This window comes from Thermomonas carbonis (assembly GCF_014396975.1).
In the GTDB taxonomy this organism is placed as follows: Bacteria; Pseudomonadota; Gammaproteobacteria; order Xanthomonadales; family Xanthomonadaceae; genus Thermomonas; species Thermomonas carbonis.
On sequence record NZ_CP060719.1, the window covers coordinates 788684 to 803905 of the forward strand.

A 15222-nucleotide genomic window follows, 5' to 3' on the forward strand; every position below is an offset into this window, starting at 1 on the left:
GGGTCGTCGCCGCCCGCGCAGGTTTGACCACCTAAGGCCGGCCGACCATAATTCGCCAGTTCAGCGGCTCCCGGCCGCACCTGCATTGGTATTTGGAGTTCCGCATGCGTCTTGCCCGCGTCCATGGTCTCGTCGGCCTTGCCTGCCTTGTTCTGGCCGCCGCCGCGTATGCACAGAGCACCGCCGTTGCCGTTCCCGACAACGCCCCGGTCCAGGCCGCGCCGCTGGACGACAAGCCCGCCACTTGGGGTGATGCCAAGGCCGGCCAGAGCAAGGCCGGTGCCTGCGCCGCGTGCCACGGCGTGGATGGCAACGCGATGCTGCAGAACGCGCCGCGGATCGCCGGCATGCCGGAACGCTACATCGCCCAGCAGCTCGCCCTGTTCAAGCACGGCGAACGCACCGGCGGTCTGGCTGCACTGATGGCCCCGTATGCCGCCCCGTTGTCCAACCAGGACATGCGCGACCTCGGTGCGTGGTTCGCGACCCAGAAGCCCGCCGCTGGCGTGGCCGACGACAGCGTCATCGCCGCTGGCCCGAACAAGGGCCTGAAGTTCTACCAGGTGGGCGAACGCCTGTATCGCGCTGGCGACGCCGCCCGCGGCATCCCCGCCTGCATGGCCTGCCACGGTCCGTCCGGTGCTGGCAACCCGGGTCCGTCCTACCCGTCGCTGCACGGCCAGGAAACCGCCTACGTGGTGCGCCGCCTCGAGGAGTATCGCGCCGGCACCAGCACCTACAAGGACGCCGCGCATTTCAATTTGATGGCCGGCATCGCCAAGCCGCTCAGCGACGAAGAGATCCGTTCGCTGGGCAGCTACGTGCAGGGCCTGCACGCACGCGCATCGGCCAAGCCGGCAAGTGCCGCCCCCTGATCCAAGCGGCGCGGCTTCACCATGCGTTCCGCCAGGCTTGCGCATGCTCGCCCGGCCCACCCTGATCGCCGGAGCTGAGTCGATGCGCGCACTGCTGTTGTCCGTCACCCTCCTGCTGTCCGCCCTTGCCCTGCCGGCGCACGCGCAGAAACAACTGCCCGGACTGACCGAAGGCACCGAGTACCGCTACATCGAGGACGGCAAGCCCTACCGCGCGGTGCCCGGCAAGATCGAGGTCGCCGAGGTATTCGGCTACTGGTGTCCGCATTGCGCGCATTTCGCGCCGATGCTGGAAAAGTGGAAGGCGACCATGCCGGCGAATGCGCAGCTGGTGCTGGTGCCGGCGATGTTCGATCCGAACGATGCCTATGCGCGCCTGTTCTTCATCGCCGAAGGGGCCAACGCCGTCAACGCGACCCACGCCAGCATCTTCCGTGCGGTCCACGAGACCAACGAACTGCCGCGCAAGGCCAGCATCGAGCAACTCACCGCGTACTACACGCGCTTGCCGGGCGTGAACGCCAAGGCATTCGCCGCTGCCCAGAAGGATGAGGCGACCCTGCAGGCCAAGGCCGCGAACGCCCGGGAATTCCAGGTGCGCAGCGACATCCCGGGCACGCCTTCGCTGGTCATCGCCGGCAAGTACCTGGTGCTCGGAAACAGTTTCGAAAGCATGCTCGACAACGCCCGCCGCGTGATCCTGGCGGCGGCGCCGGCCGCCAAGGCCAAGCCGAAGCCTGCAGCGGCCAAGCCCGCCGCCAAGCCCCGCACCTGACATCATCGACCGACCGGAACCGCCATGACCGCATCGCGCTACGCCCTGCTGCTCCTCGCCCTGCTCCCGCTGGCTGCCTGCAAGAACGACGCGCCTGCGCCGGTCACCGATTCATCAACCGCTGCCGCACCGGTTGCCAGCGTGCAGCAGGCCAGTTCCGAAGATCCGGCGCAGAAGGCCGCCGCCGAGGCCGCGATCCGGGCCGCCGAGGAAGCCGCCGCGAAGGCCCCGCCCCTGGTCGCGGGCGTGGATTACGTCGACATTCCGAACGGCCAGCGCTTCAACACCACCGACGGCCGCATCGAGGTGGTGGAAGTGTTCGGTTATGTCTGCCCGTTCTGCGCCTCGGTGCAACCGATGGTCAGCGCGATGAAGGCCAAATTCCCGGCCGACGTGCACATGGTCTATGTGCCGGCGGCGTTCGGCGGGACGTGGGACAACTATGCCAAGGCCTTCTACACCGCCGAGGCGATGGGCCTGGTCGACAAGACCCATGACGCGATGTTCCGCGCGATCCATATCGACAAGACCCTGAAGGGCGAGCGCGGCATGGATACGCCGGAGCAGATCGCCGCGTTCTACGGCAACTACGGTGCGGATCCGAAGCAGTTCACCAGCAGCATGCAGAGCTTCGCGGTGGCCACCAAGGTCAACAGCGGCAAGCAGTTCATCCTGAATGCCTTCAGCAACGGCGACTCGCCCAGCACCCCGGCCTTCATCGTCGACGGCAAGTACCGGGTCAAGGGTAAGTCGGTCGACGACGTGTTCCGCGTGCTCAACCAGCTGATCGTGGCCGAGCGCGCCAAGAAAGCCGCGGCCGCGCCGGCAGCGGCTCCGGCCGCAACGGATGCCGCGGCACCGGTTGCGCCCGCGGAAACGCCCGCAGCTGCCGCGCCGCAGGCCTGATCAACGCAGAACCCGCCGCCTATGGAGACGCGCCGGCTACGCCTGCTGAGCGCCAACATCCAGGCGGGTTCCAGCACCCGCGGCTACCAGGACTACGTCACCCGCAGCTGGTCGCACGTGTTGCCGGCCGGCAACAAGCGCGGTTCGCTGGACCTGATCGCCGAACTCGCGGGCCGGCACGACATCGTCGGCCTGCAGGAATCGGATCCCGGCAGCCTGCGCTCCGGTTTTACCAACCAGACCCATTATCTGGCGCAACGCGGTGGCTTCGCCTACTGGAGCCACCAGCCCAACCGGCGGATGGGCGGCGTCGCCTCGAGCGCCAACGGCCTGCTGAGCAAGCTGGAACCGAAACGGGTCGAGGAGCATTCGCTGCCCGGCCGGGTCAAGGGCCGCGGCGTGTTGATCGGCACCTTCGGCGATGGCGACGACGGGCTGACGGTGGCGGTGGCGCATCTGTCGCTGGGCGCGCAGTCGCGCAAGTCGCAAATCGACTTCATCGCCGAACTGCTGGGCGACCACCCGCATGCGGTGCTGATGGGCGACTTCAATTGCGACCCGGATCGCCCGGAGATGCAGGGCCTGTACCGCAATACCCGCCTGCAGCCGCCGGCGGATTGCGTGCCCACCTTCCCCTCGTGGCGACCGCAGCGCGCGATCGACCATGTGCTGGTCACCCCGGCACTCGCCATCGCCGCCATGCAGGCCGTGCCGGCGGCGCATTCGGATCATCTGGCGTTGTCGGTGGAACTCGACGTGCCGGAACACGCCTTCGGCTGAGCGGCCGCGCCCCGATCAGGGACGCAGCAGGATCTTGCCCTTGCTGGCCCGGCCAGGCACCAGGGAATCGCGGATCGCATCGCCGATGGCGTCGAAGTCATAGGTCGCCGCGACCGGCAGTTGCAGTTCGCCGCTGGCGGCGCGCTGCAGCAGCTCGCCCATCAACCGGCGGCGATCCTGCGAGGACAAGGCCTTGCTGGCCGGCGTGCCCCAGAATCCCTTGACCGTGATCTGCTTGAAGATCAGTTCGCCGGAGGGAATCTGCATCGACTCGCCGGTCATGCTGCCGAAGGACACCAGCAAGCCGTTTTCGCCGAGCAGGCTGGCCAGCACGCCGCTGGCCGGGCCGCCGACCGAATCCACCGCCGCCTTCGGGCGCGCGCCACCCATCAGCTCACGCGCGGTGGCCTTCCAGCCCTCGTGCATGGTGCAGACGGTGTTGCCGATGCCCTGCGCCGCCATTTCGGCCACGCCTTCCTCGCGGCGCACCAGGTTCAGCACGTGGATGCCGCGCGCACGCGCCAGCATCGCCAGCGCCTTGCCGACCGCGCCATTGGCGGCGTTCTGCACGATCCAGTCGCCTTCGACCACGCCCAGGGTTTCCAGCAGCATCAGCGCGCTCAGCGGCATCGCCACCAGCTGCGCCGCGGTCGCGTCGTCGATGTTGTCCGGGACCGGCACCAGCGAATTCGCCGGCACGGTGAAATATTCCGCCCACGCACCACGCGCACCGGCCGTAGTCACGCGTTGGCCGATGGTCACGCCCTCGACGCCCTCGCCCAGCGCATCGACGACACCCATCGCCTCGCTGCCCGCGATCGCCGGCAAGGTCGGCTTGTAGCCGTACTGCCCGCGCACCGTCCAGACATCGTGGTTGTGGATCGGCGAGAGCAGCATGCGCACCCGCGCCTGTCCGGGACCGGGTTCCGGCATCGGGCTGTCGCCCGCGGTCAGGACGTCGGCCGGTTCGCCGAAGGTCGCATGCAGGACACTGCGCATCACGTACTCCACTGTATGGTCAGGTCAGCGCACTGTACGCGAAGGCACCACCGACCAGCAGCAGGAACACCGCGAACACGCGTTTCAGCGCCGGCCCGCTCAACGCATGCGCCAGCCGCGTGCCGTACGGCGCGGCGAACACCGAGGCCAGCGCCACGCCCAGTGCGGCGGGCAGGTACACGTAGCCGAATGCGCCAGGCAAAGCCACCGCACCCGCGGGTGCCTGCAGCGCGTAACCCAGCGCACTGCCGATGCCGATGAAGATCCCGCAGGCGGACGACGTGCCGACCGCACGCACCGGCACCACCCCGCGCCAGACCAGCAAAGGCACGGTCAGGCTGCCGCCACCGATGCCGACGATCGCCGAGACGATACCGATGCCGCTCCCTGCCAGCGTGTAACCCGGCCCTCGCGGCGCGGCGACCGTGCCGGTGCCTGCCGGCGTCTTCGACCACAGCATCTGCGCCGCGATCAGGAAGCAGTAGCCGGCCACGCACCAGCGCAACACGCCATCGTCGAGGGCGATCGCGAAGCGGCTGCCCAACCAGCCACCCAGCAACACGCCCGGCACCATCCACGCCACCGTCGGCCACAGCACGCTGCCGCGGCGATGATGCGCGCGCGCGGATGCCGCTGCGGTCAGCACGATGCTGGTCAGCGAACTCGCCAATGCCACATGCATGGCCGCATCGGCGGGCACGCCCTGCAGCGGAAGCAACCACGACAGCGCTCCCACCAGCACCAGTCCTCCGCCGATGCCCAGCAGACCCGCGAGCACGCCGGCGCAAGCGCCAAGCAACAGATAGATCAGCAACGCGGACATGCATCGCTACCGGAAAAGTGATTCATCGATGCTCGGGTATAGTCGAATCATGCACAAGCTCGCCTCGTCTTTCATGGTCGCGCTGGCATGCGGCACCTGCCTGTTGCCCGGCAGTACCCGCGCGCAGTCCGCCACGCCGCCGCCGCGCAGCGCCAATCCGCCGATCCTGGTCGCCACGCCGAGCATGGCCGTGCGCGAAGCGTTCGAGGCCGCCAATCGCGGCACGTTGGACGACACGTTGCTGGATTCGTATTCACGGCATCCACTCGGTGGCTGGCTCGAATACACCGCACTGCGCAAGCGCATGGACACATTGCCGATACCGCGCGGCAATGCGTTCCTGGCCCGCCATCGCGGCGAACCGGTGGCACGCGCGTTCCGCAACGACTGGCTCGCGGCACTCGCCGCGCGCAGCGAATGGACGGCCTTGCTGGCGAACTGGGACGCCGGCATCGACGATCCCGGCTTGCGTTGCCTGCGCTTGCAGGCACTGCAGGCGACCGGTCGCGCGGATGCGGTATGGACCAGTGATGCGCAGGCGCTTTGGCGCGGCACCGGCAAGTCGTTGCCCGCGTCCTGTGACGCACCGTTCGCGCATCTGGCGACGCAAGGCGCACTGGACGATGCGCTGCGTTGGGAACGCTTCGACAAGGCCGTCGCAGAAGGGCAGTCTGGAGTCATGCGTGCGATCGCGCGCGGCATGAGCGCCGACGCGGCGACGCAGGCGAATGCGTACGCGGCCTATATCGACAAGGCCTCGGTCGATGTCGGCACCTGGCCGAAGAACGCGCGCAGCCGCCTGGTCGCATCGTGGGGCTTGGCGCGCCTTGCAAAGGCATCGCCGGACCAAGCCGAGGCGCTGTTGCCGGGCGTTGCGCAGGCGCTTGGCTTCAACGGCGAGGAGCGCGCGCGGGTGCTGGTTCCGATCGCGTTGTGGACGGTGGCCTCGTACGGGCCGGCGTCCGCACGCCGTCTGGCCGCAGTGCCGGAATCCGCCTACGACGCCAGCCTGCACGAATGGCGCGTGCGCGAAGCCCTGGCGCGCAGTGACTGGCGCAGCGCGTTGGCCGCGATCCGCAAGATGGACGACACCCAGCGCAACGATTCGCGCTGGACCTACCTGGCCGCGCGTACCAGCGAACTCACGGGCGATACCGCGGGTGCGAAGGTGCTGTATCGACAGGCGGCGAAGAAGAGCGACTTCCACGGCTTCCTGGCTGCCGACAAGCTCGACCAGGCCTACGCGCTATGCCCGTGGCAACCGGTGGTGGCGCATGCCGCCAAGCAGGCGATCGCGCGCGATCCCTCGATCGTTCGCGCGCTGCAGTTGTTCGCGCTGGATCGCAAGGGCTGGGCACAGCGCGAATGGGCCGATGCGCTGTCGCGCTTCTCCGACGAACAGCGCCGGATCGCAGTGGAAGTGGCGCAGGACAACGGCTGGTTCGATCGTGGCGTGTTCGCCCTGGTCAACGTGGACGGCAAGCGCTATCCCGAGGAACAGCGCCTGTACTTGCTGCGCTTCCCGCTGCATCACGACGCCACGATCCGTCGCGAGGCCGCGAAGAACCGGCTCGATCCGGCCTGGGTCGCCGCCGAGATCCGCGCCGAATCGGTATTCGACCCGAACGCGCGCTCGTCCGCCGATGCGCGCGGGCTGATGCAGGTGTTGCCCGCGACCGGTGCCGGCGTGGCGGCGAAGATCGGCATGTCCTGGAAAGGCGGCGACAGCCTGTTTGATCCCGACACCAACATCGCCCTCGGCACCGCCTACCTGCGCCAGCTGATGGACAAGTACGGCGGCAAGCCCTACCAGGTCATCGCCGGCTACAACGCCGGCCCGGCACCGCTGGGCCGCTGGATCTCGCAGCGGCCGACGATGGATCCGGATTTCTGGATCGAGACCATCAGCTACAAGGAAACCCGCGAGTACGTGGCCCGCGTGCTGAGCTTCAGCACACTCTACGACTGGCGGCTCAACGGCGATGCGGTGCGCCTGAGCGACCGCCTGCTGGGCAACGGCAATGGCCCGCGCAAGGCGTTTGCCTGCGCCACGCCGGAGGCCCCGAAACCCGCGCAGACGCCCGCGCCGGCGGCACCGAAGAAGCCCACGCTCAAGGACCGCCGCCGCCACTGAGCGCCGTATCGGGCATCATTTCCGCATGACGATGGCGACGCTTCCCGACAACGCAAAGGTCTATCTGGTTGGCGGCGCAGTGCGCGATGCCCTGCTCGGCCTGCCTGCGGGCGACCATGATTACGCGGTGGTCGGTGCCGGCGTGCAGCAGATGCTCGATGCCGGTTTCAGGCAGGTCGGCCGCGACTTCCCGGTATTCCTGCATCCACAGACCGGCGAGGAATACGCGCTGGCGCGCACCGAACGCAAGTCGGCGCGCGGGCATACCGGCTTCGTGGTGCATGCCGATCCCTCGGTGACGCTGGAAGAAGACCTGCGCCGCCGCGATTTCACCCTCAACGCGATCGCGCGCGATGCCGATGGCGCATTGGTCGATCCGTTCCGCGGCGTGGCCGACATCGAAGCGCGCGTGCTCCGGCATGTCGGCGATGCCTTCGTCGAGGATCCATTGCGGGTGCTGCGCGCGGCACGCTTCATGGCCCGCTTCGCGCCGCTCGGATTTACGGTTGCGCCGGAGACGCTGTCGCTGATGCGCGTGATGGCTGCGGGCGGCGAACTGGCCGAACTGGTGCCCGAACGGGTCTGGCAGGAACTGGCCAAGGCCCTGCGCAGCGCGTCACCCGCCGCGTTCCTGCGCACCCTGCGCGATGCCGATGCCTTGCGCGCGGTACTGCCGGACGTGGATGCGCTGTACGGCGTGCCGCAGCGCGCGGAATACCATCCCGAAGTCGATACCGGCACCCACGTCGAGCTGGTCTGCGACATGGCCGCACGGCTGGCACCCGGCGATGACCTGATCGGTTATGCCGCGCTCTGCCACGACCTCGGCAAGGCGCTCACCCCCGCCGACACCTTGCCCGCGCACGTGATGCACGAGCAGCGCGGCGTCGCTCCGGTGATCGCAATGAGCGAACGCTTGAAGGTGCCGGCCGAGCATCGCGACGTGGCCGTGCTGTGCTGCCGCGAACACCTCAATGTGCATCGCCTCGACGAACTCAAGCCCGTCACCGTGCACGAGGTGATCACGCGTTGCGACGGCTTCCGCAAGCCGAAGCGGATCGATCAACTGGCCACCGTCTGCGAGGCCGACAAGCGTGGCCGCACCGGCCTGTCCGAACATCCGTATCCGCAAGCCGACACGTTGCGCCGCCTGCACGCCGCAGCAATGGCGGTGCGCAGCGACGACATCGCCACACAGGGCATCACCGGACCGGCATTCGGCGATGCCTTGCGCAAGGCGCGCATCGGGGCGATCGCCGCCGCACGCGGTTAGACGCTGATCCTGATCCCGCGCTTCGCCATCGCCCACATCAGCAACCACCAGAACGCGACGAAGGCGATGGCAAAGGCGAGCGATGCCGCCTTCTCGCCCAGCAGCGGGCCGATCGCCGGCTGCAACACGCCGCGATAGAACGCGCCGAACACGCCGAAGCGCTCCAGCACGCAGGCCATGATCCACGAGCCGGCATACGCGGTGATCGCATTGATGCCCATGCTGCGCCCGAACGGACGCCAGCCACGCACGTCGAACAGCTGATGGCACAGCGCCAGCAGCAGGGTCGCCCAACCCGCCGTCCATACCGCATAAGACGGCGTCCACAGATTCTTGTTCCAAGGCAGCAGCAGCGGCCACGCGCCGCCGACCAGCAGCGCGAGCAGGCCGAAGCGCAACAGGCTGCGCGTGCCCTGCTCGCGCAACACCACGCCGGCGCGCACGCCGAGCAAGGTCGTGGCGAGCGCGGGCAAGGTGCTGAGCAGGCCTTCCGGCTCGTGGCCCAAGCCGGTCGCGGCATCGAATTTGTAGGCATGCGCGCCGAGCATCCATGCATCCACCCGGCTGGCGATGTTGTGCCAGGGCTCGACGCTGCCGCCGGCCACGAGCAGCGCCCAATAGCCCAGCAACAATCCTGCGATGCACAGCCACTGGCCGCGCGCGCGCTGGTAAAGCACCACGGTTGCGGCCAGCCCGAAGCACAGGCCGATCCGCTGCAGCACGCCCCATGGCCGGAACGCGGCGATGTCGTAGGCCCACATCGCCACCGCATGCAACAGCAGGCCGATCGCGACCAGCCGCAGTGCGCGCATCCAGGCCTTGCCCAGCAGCACGCGTCGCTCCGTCGGCGATGGCGTGGCGTGCGACATGCCCAACGCGATCGACACCCCGACCACGAACAGGAAGGTCGGGAAGATCAGGTCGGTCGGCGTGCAGCCGTGCCAGGTCGCGTGCTCGAACGGCGCGTAGATGGAACCCCAGTCGCCCGGATAGTTGACCAGCAACATCGCCGCCACGGCCCAGCCGCGCAGCACGTCAACCGAAGTGAATCGCGATGGTCCTGGCGGCATGCTCACAATCGCCGGTCGAACCACAGCAGCGCATCGCGCAATGGCGTGAACGCGGTGGCCAGGCCGATCAGCACGCCAATGGTATTAGCCAGAGCATCGTTGCGATCCAGCATGCGCCCCAGCCCCATCTGCGCCTGCAGATATTCAAGACCGATGCCCATCAGCACCAGCAACACGCAGACGAAGCCCCACGACAGCCGGCGCACGAACAACTGCACCGCACCCGCGGACAGCACCGCGTAACCGACGAAATGCTGCAATTTGTCGTCCACGTTGACCGATGGCAGATCCTCCGAAGGCAACAGGGAGCCGATCACCACGGCAGCAATCGCCAGCACCCACAAACCTGCCCACAGCCACGTCCGCTTGAACGGCTTGAACGATCTGCCGAAGCGGCGTGGCGATGCGCTCACAGGCGATGACTCAGGTCGCCGACCAGGAAGGCCGCGCCCAATTCGACGCCGCGCTGGAAGCCGATCGCCTGGAAGCGCTCGCCCATCTCGCTGGGCAAGGTCAGGTGCTTCACCTGGCTGCGCAAGGCATGACGGGCGACATCGTCTGCGGCACGCGATTCCGCCAGCGCCAGGTTGTCCTGCAGGCGATTGCCAATCAGGAAACTCGCCTGCGAGCAGTAACCGGCGAAATCGAAGCCGGCGGCCGTACCGGCCTCGGCCAGCGCGGTGAAATCCACCGACGCAGTGATGTCCTGCAGGCCCGGCCAGGCGAACACGTCGTCGGTGACATGGTGCTGGCGGAACGCACGCAACGTGCCGTCGCGGCGTTGCGGCTGGTAGTACTCGGCGCGCGCGTAGCCGTAGTCGATGAACAGCATCGCGCCCTCCTGCATCGCGCCCATCACTGCCTGGATCCAGTACGGCAATTGCGCCAGCGCATCGCTGCGATAGCCTTCCGCGAACGGCTCCGGCAATTGCCGCTCGACGTGGCGCACCGCGGCAGCGAGCATCGGATCAGCCGGTCTGTCGGTGACCCGAAAGCGTCCCTCGCCGTCCAGCGCGACGTGTTCCTCGAACACCTCGCCATCGCGGATCGTGAAGCGCGGCGTCGGCAACGCATCGATCACCTCGTTGGCGAACAGCACGCCGTTCCAGGATTCCTGGATCGGTCCGTCCAGCCATTCCACCAGCTCGAACAGCAGCGGCGGTAAACGCGCCTGCAGGCGCTCGCGTTGGCGCTGGCGCAGGTCGGCGCTGGGCTCCAGGATCGCGTAGCGCGCGGGCAACGCATCGTTGGCAAGCAATTTCGACAAACAGGTTTCGGCGAACGCGCCGCTGCCCCCGCCGATCTCCACGAATACTGCGTCGGGACCGAGTTGCTGCAACACCGGCGTCAGCGCATCGGCCACGCAGGCGGAGAACAGCGGCGAACGTTCCGGCGCGGTGGTGAAGTCGCCGCCCGGACCGAACTTGTGCGCACCGGCGCTGTAATAGCCGAGGCCCGGCGCATACAGCGCCAGCTCCATGAACTTCCAGAACGGCAAATGACCACCGGCGGCAATGATCTGCTCCTGGATCACCTCGCGCAGGTGTGCGCTGTGCGACTGCGCATCGGCATCGGGCGGCGGCAGGGTCGATGCCATCAGTCGAACCTGGCGCGGCGACCCGCGCTCTGGCCGGGACCGGAGAACACCCGCACCTCGATCGCGTCGATGCGATGTTCATGCAAAACGGCGCGATCTTCGCCGAGCCGGGCGAGGAACCACGCCGCGAATTCCTCCAGCGTGGCGTTCTCGATCGGCAGCAGGAGCACATCACTGCGCAGGAACGGGATGCGGGTGCCGTCGAACGACGCGAACACATGCGCGCCGTCCTCCTCGATCCGCAGGTGCATTGATCGCGTCGGCAGGATCGTCCATTCGTTCAGTTCGCGGCACAGCGCGACCACGCGATCCTTGTAGATGCCGTAGTCGAAGCACATGCCGTTGCCGAGCATCCGCGCGTCGATGTCGACCTCCACACGGAAGTTGTGTCCGTGCAGGCGTTCGCGTTCGCTGGCACTGAAGATCGTGAAGTGGGCGGCGGAGAATTTCATGTTCTCCTTGGCCAGGCGGATCGTCACCGTGTCGCTCATGCCGGTACATCCCCAAAATCGGCATCGCCGATGTCGCCGCGCTGCGGGCGCATCACGATGTCCTCGACCACGGTGCGCGCCGACATCGACCACGCGGCCCAGGCCATCTCCGCCACGTCTTCGGCCCGCATCAACCGCTCCGGCGGCAACGGCACGCCCTCCCACGAGGCGGTCAACGTCGCCCCCGGCAGCAGCGCAACCACGCGCACGCCATGTGGCTTCATTTCCTCGCGCAGATTGCGCGAAAACCCGTGCAACGCATGCTTGGCGATGCTGTACGAACCGCCGTTCGGATACGCGGCGATCGACGCGGTGCTGCAGACGTTGAGCACCATCCCGCTGCGACGCGCGACCATCGCCGGCAACACGCGTTTGGTCAGTCGATACGCACCGAACAGATTGGCCTGCAGCATGTCGAGCAGCGCATCGTCGTCCTCGCTCGCGATCTGCCCGGGTCGATACGCGCCGGCGTTGTTGACCAGCAGATCGACCGCGCCATGGCGCGCCTGCACGTCGCGCGCCAGTGCATCGACCGCGGCACCGTCGCGCATGTCGCAGGGCATGCAATCGACATGGGGGAAATCGGCTTTCAATTCGGCCAGGCCGGCCTCGCCGCGGGCGCAGGCGACCACGCTGCAACCTTCGCGAACGAAGCGCACCGCGATCGCGCGGCCGATCCCGCGCGACGCGCCGGTGACCAGCACCACGCTCATGCGAAACGCCCGCGTTCGATGACCACGCCCACCGACGCCGCATGCTCGAACGCACCGGGCTTGTGGAGCTTGAGCCGCACGCCGGCCGCACCGAATTCGCCCAGGATCAGCGCCGCGCACTGCTCGGCCAGGGTCTCGACCAGGTTGAAGCGGGTCTGGCCGATGAACTCGACCAGGCGCATCGACACTGCGTGGTAGTCCAGGGCGTCCGCGAGCGCATCGCTGAGCGCCGGGATGCTGTTGTCGAAACGCATCTGGATATCGAGCAGCAGTGGCCGCGGCGCGCGGCGTTCGTGCTCGTAGACGCCGATCAGGGCGTCGACGCGCAGGCCTTCGATGAAGACGAGATCGGTCATCGCGAAAGGATACCTGCAGCGGTGATCGATCAGTGCGCCATATCCCGCAGGTGGGCCGGGGCACGAGCGTCCGTCAACGAGATGCGCAGCGGCGCATCGCTCGAGGATTGGAACACCGAGAGTCCGAACTCGGGCAGGATCGCCAGCAGGTGGTCGAAGATGTCGGACTGGATCCCCTCGTACGCGCCCCAGCGGGTGTCGTTGGTGAAGCAATACACTTCCAGCGGGATGCCGGTTTCGCCTGGTTGCAGTTGGCGCACGAGCAGGGTCATGTCCTGACGTACAGCGGAGTGCGCGCGCAGGTAGCGTTCCACATAGGCGCGGTAGGTACCCAGGTTGGTGGCACGGCGGGTATTGACCGCATCGGCCTGCCCGTCGAAACGCGCATTCCAGGCCTCCAGCTCGCGCTGCTTCTCGTTCCAGTAGTCGTCGATCAGGCGGAACCGCCGCATCGACCCCAAGCCGTCCTGGTCGAGGAAGCGCACGCTTTTCTGGTCGATGTGCATCGCACGCTTGATTCTGCGTCCACCCGCTTCGCTCATCCCGCGCCAGTTCTTGAACGAGTCGCTGATCAATGTCTTGGTCGGAATGGTGGTGATGGTCTTGTCCCAGTTCTGCACGGTCACCGTATGCAGGGCGATGTCGGTGACTTCGCCATCGGCGTTCTGGCTGGGCATCTCGATCCAGTCACCCAGGCGAACGCGACCATCGCTGCCGATCTGCACGCTGGCCACGAACGAGAGGATGGTGTCCTGGAAGATCAGCATGGTCACCGCCGTCATCGCACCCAGCCCGGTCAGGACATGGACGAATTTCGCGCCGACCAGCGTGGCGAAAATCGAAATGGCGGCGAGTACGTACACCGCGATCTTGGCGACCTGCAGATAGCCCTTGATCGGCTTTTCATGCGCCTTCGGCTTCCGCTCGTACATGCGATTGAACACGTCCAGCGCGCGCGCCGCAGACAACGCGAGGGTCAGCACGACAAACGCCTGGCACAGTGCGCGCACCACCGTCACCGCCAACGGCGGCAAATCCGGCACCGCGACAACACCCGCATACAGCACCAGTGCCGGCACCGCATTGGCCAGCCGTGGAATCACCGATAGCCGCACCTCGCTGTCGTGCCCGGCCTCGCGATGCATGGTGGCACGCAGCAGTCGACGGAGACCGCGCAGCAACACGTGCCTGGTAAGCCAGTTGGCCAGCCATGCGGCAAAGATCAGCACGCAGAGGGCGATGCCGGTCCAGGCCCACGGATAGGGTTCCAACGACGTCTGCAGACGCCCAATCCATTCGCTCATCGGATCAGGATAACCGCGGCGATGTCAGCAGCCCGTTAGCCGATCACACCAGCGGCAGCGCCGCCATGTCCCAGCGCGGGGTCACGTGCACCGCGGCGGGCTCGCGCTGGCCGGCTTCCAGGCGCAGCGCGCCGGCGAAGGCGATCATCGCGCCGTTGTCGGTGCACAGCGCCGGCCGCGGGAAGCAGGCGCGGCCGCCGCGCTGTTCGCACATCGCCTGCAGCTTTGCCCGCAGGCGCTTGTTCGCGCCGACGCCGCCCGCGACCACCAGCGTGTCGCAGCCGGCCGCGTCCAGCGCGCGACCGCACTTGATCGCCAGCGTGTCCACGACGGCATCCTCGAAACCGCGGGCGATGTCGGCGCGGGTGCTCTCGGATTGGTCGCTGTTGCGCCAGGCCAGCAACACCTGGGTCTTCAAGCCGCTGAAGCTGAAATCCAGGCCGGGCCGGTCGGTCATCGGCCGGGCAAACTTGAAGACGCCCGGCGTTCCGGTTTCGGCCAACTTCGCCAGCTGCGGCCCGCCCGGATACGGCAGGCCCATCATCTTGGCGGTCTTGTCGAAGGCCTCGCCGGCGGCATCGTCCAGGGTCTCGCCGAGCAATCGGTAGCTGCCGATGGCGTCCACTGCCACCAACTGGGTGTGCCCACCGGACACCAGCAGGGCCACGAACGGCGCGGCCGGCGGGTCGTCTTCCATCAGCGGGGCCAGCAGGTGGCCCTCCATGTGATGTACACCGACCGCCGGCAGATCCAGCGCCCAGGCCAGCGATCGCGCCACCCCGGCACCGACCAGCAAGGCCCCGACCAGGCCGGGACCGGCCGTGTAGGCCACGCCGTCGAGGTCGGCGACCGACAGGTCGGCCTCCGCCAGCGTCTGCCGGATCAATGGCAACAGCTTGCGTACGTGGTCGCGGCTGGCCAGTTCCGGCACCACGCCCCCGTATTCGGCGTGCAGGGCGATCTGGCTGTAGACCGCATGGGCAAGCAGTCCGGCGGCTCCGGACAGGGCCGTGTCATAGACCGCGACCCCGGTTTCGTCGCAGGAGGATTCGATTCCGAGGACTTTCATGGGCTCGTTCTCATGGGCGTATCTTGCACCGGCCGGAAGCTCGCTGCTATCATGCGC

Annotated in this window: 16 protein-coding genes; 6 read left to right on the forward strand and 10 right to left on the reverse strand. The window is 67.6% G+C overall.

The window, feature by feature from the left end:
* Positions 1–104 precede the first annotated feature (104 nt).
* The 4 genes from H9L16_RS03705 (at position 105) to H9L16_RS03720 (ending at position 3336) form a co-directional block, all read left to right on the forward strand.
* Complete coding sequence (locus H9L16_RS03705) at positions 105–875, forward strand: c-type cytochrome (RefSeq protein ID WP_187553243.1); 771 nt, start codon at positions 105–107, stop codon at positions 873–875.
* An 82-nt stretch (positions 876–957) separates the two neighbouring features.
* Positions 958–1650: a thiol:disulfide interchange protein DsbA/DsbL gene (locus tag H9L16_RS03710; RefSeq protein WP_187553244.1), complete on the forward strand. Its 693-nt coding sequence runs from the start codon at positions 958–960 to the stop codon at positions 1648–1650.
* 24 nt (positions 1651–1674) lie between these two features.
* A complete protein-coding gene (locus H9L16_RS03715) occupies positions 1675–2556 on the forward strand; it encodes a thiol:disulfide interchange protein DsbA/DsbL (protein WP_229796531.1) in 882 nt (293 codons plus the stop codon).
* Positions 2557–2598: 42 nt separating this feature from the next.
* Positions 2599–3336 carry an endonuclease/exonuclease/phosphatase family protein gene (locus H9L16_RS03720; protein ID WP_187554029.1) on the forward strand — a complete coding sequence of 246 codons (738 nt, stop codon included), beginning with the start codon at positions 2599–2601 and terminating at the stop codon, positions 3334–3336.
* 15 nt (positions 3337–3351) lie between these two features.
* Here the strand turns inward: H9L16_RS03720 and H9L16_RS03725 are convergent, their stop codons facing one another.
* A complete protein-coding gene (locus tag H9L16_RS03725; protein ID WP_187553245.1) occupies positions 3352–4335 on the reverse strand; it encodes a zinc-binding dehydrogenase in 984 nt (327 codons plus the stop codon).
* A 19-nt stretch (positions 4336–4354) separates the two neighbouring features.
* Entirely contained in the window at positions 4355–5158 is an 804-nt protein-coding gene (locus tag H9L16_RS03730; RefSeq protein ID WP_229796532.1) for a sulfite exporter TauE/SafE family protein, read from the reverse strand.
* Positions 5159–5207: 49 nt separating this feature from the next.
* Here H9L16_RS03730 and H9L16_RS03735 point away from each other — a divergent pair, with 49 nt between their 5' ends.
* Positions 5208–7292: a lytic transglycosylase domain-containing protein gene (locus H9L16_RS03735; protein WP_229796533.1), complete on the forward strand. Its 2085-nt coding sequence runs from the start codon at positions 5208–5210 to the stop codon at positions 7290–7292.
* A gap of 31 nt (positions 7293–7323) precedes the next feature.
* Positions 7324–8565, forward strand: a complete 1242-nt coding sequence (locus tag H9L16_RS03740; RefSeq protein ID WP_187554032.1) for a multifunctional CCA addition/repair protein — start codon at positions 7324–7326, stop codon at positions 8563–8565.
* Here H9L16_RS03740 and H9L16_RS03745 read toward each other — a convergent pair.
* From H9L16_RS03745 to tsaD, 8 genes are read right to left on the reverse strand one after another with little or no spacing between them, the layout of a single operon-like run.
* Positions 8562–9635, reverse strand: a complete 1074-nt coding sequence (locus H9L16_RS03745) for an acyltransferase family protein (RefSeq protein WP_187553246.1) — start codon at positions 9633–9635, stop codon at positions 8562–8564. The genes H9L16_RS03740 and H9L16_RS03745 overlap by 4 nt on opposite strands.
* Positions 9636–9637: 2 nt before the next feature.
* Positions 9638–10048, reverse strand: coding sequence for a VanZ family protein (locus H9L16_RS03750; RefSeq protein WP_187553247.1), 411 nt, complete (start codon positions 10046–10048; stop codon positions 9638–9640).
* Positions 10045–11232, reverse strand: a complete 1188-nt coding sequence (locus H9L16_RS03755; protein ID WP_187553248.1) for a class I SAM-dependent methyltransferase — start codon at positions 11230–11232, stop codon at positions 10045–10047. Before H9L16_RS03755 ends, H9L16_RS03750 begins: the two co-directional genes overlap by 4 nt.
* Positions 11232–11723 (reverse strand): 6-pyruvoyl trahydropterin synthase family protein, encoded by a 492-nt coding sequence (locus H9L16_RS03760; RefSeq protein WP_187553249.1) that lies wholly within the window; start codon positions 11721–11723, stop codon positions 11232–11234. The genes H9L16_RS03755 and H9L16_RS03760 overlap by 1 nt, the downstream gene beginning before the upstream one ends.
* Entirely contained in the window at positions 11720–12436 is a 717-nt protein-coding gene (locus H9L16_RS03765; RefSeq protein ID WP_187553250.1) for an SDR family oxidoreductase, read from the reverse strand. The genes H9L16_RS03760 and H9L16_RS03765 overlap by 4 nt, the downstream gene beginning before the upstream one ends.
* Positions 12433–12792: a dihydroneopterin aldolase gene (folB, locus tag H9L16_RS03770; protein WP_187553251.1), complete on the reverse strand. Its 360-nt coding sequence runs from the start codon at positions 12790–12792 to the stop codon at positions 12433–12435. Before folB ends, H9L16_RS03765 begins: the two co-directional genes overlap by 4 nt.
* A gap of 29 nt (positions 12793–12821) precedes the next feature.
* Complete coding sequence (locus H9L16_RS03775; protein WP_187553252.1) at positions 12822–14096, reverse strand: mechanosensitive ion channel family protein; 1275 nt, start codon at positions 14094–14096, stop codon at positions 12822–12824.
* 43 nt (positions 14097–14139) lie between these two features.
* The gene (gene tsaD / locus H9L16_RS03780; RefSeq protein ID WP_187553253.1) at positions 14140–15165 is read right to left on the reverse strand and encodes a tRNA (adenosine(37)-N6)-threonylcarbamoyltransferase complex transferase subunit TsaD; all 1026 of its coding nucleotides are present in this window, start codon (positions 15163–15165) and stop codon (positions 14140–14142) included.
* Positions 15166–15222 lie beyond the last annotated feature (57 nt).

Coding starts and splice junctions, on each gene's coding strand:
- H9L16_RS03765 (WP_187553250.1), bottom strand. CDS start 12,436: ATGAGCGTGGTGCTGGTCACCGGCGCGTCGCGCGGGATCGGCCGCGCG.
- H9L16_RS03710 (WP_187553244.1), top strand. CDS start 958: ATGCGCGCACTGCTGTTGTCCGTCACCCTCCTGCTGTCCGCCCTTGCC.
- H9L16_RS03755 (WP_187553248.1), bottom strand. CDS start 11,232: ATGGCATCGACCCTGCCGCCGCCCGATGCCGATGCGCAGTCGCACAGC.
- tsaD (WP_187553253.1), bottom strand. CDS start 15,165: ATGAAAGTCCTCGGAATCGAATCCTCCTGCGACGAAACCGGGGTCGCG.
- H9L16_RS03775 (WP_187553252.1), bottom strand. CDS start 14,096: ATGAGCGAATGGATTGGGCGTCTGCAGACGTCGTTGGAACCCTATCCG.
- H9L16_RS03730 (WP_229796532.1), bottom strand. CDS start 5,158: ATGTCCGCGTTGCTGATCTATCTGTTGCTTGGCGCTTGCGCCGGCGTG.
- H9L16_RS03745 (WP_187553246.1), bottom strand. CDS start 9,635: ATGCCGCCAGGACCATCGCGATTCACTTCGGTTGACGTGCTGCGCGGC.
- H9L16_RS03705 (WP_187553243.1), top strand. CDS start 105: ATGCGTCTTGCCCGCGTCCATGGTCTCGTCGGCCTTGCCTGCCTTGTT.
- H9L16_RS03760 (WP_187553249.1), bottom strand. CDS start 11,723: ATGAGCGACACGGTGACGATCCGCCTGGCCAAGGAGAACATGAAATTC.
- H9L16_RS03735 (WP_229796533.1), top strand. CDS start 5,208: ATGCACAAGCTCGCCTCGTCTTTCATGGTCGCGCTGGCATGCGGCACC.
- H9L16_RS03740 (WP_187554032.1), top strand. CDS start 7,324: ATGGCGACGCTTCCCGACAACGCAAAGGTCTATCTGGTTGGCGGCGCA.
- H9L16_RS03715 (WP_229796531.1), top strand. CDS start 1,675: ATGACCGCATCGCGCTACGCCCTGCTGCTCCTCGCCCTGCTCCCGCTG.
- H9L16_RS03725 (WP_187553245.1), bottom strand. CDS start 4,335: ATGCGCAGTGTCCTGCATGCGACCTTCGGCGAACCGGCCGACGTCCTG.
- folB (WP_187553251.1), bottom strand. CDS start 12,792: ATGACCGATCTCGTCTTCATCGAAGGCCTGCGCGTCGACGCCCTGATC.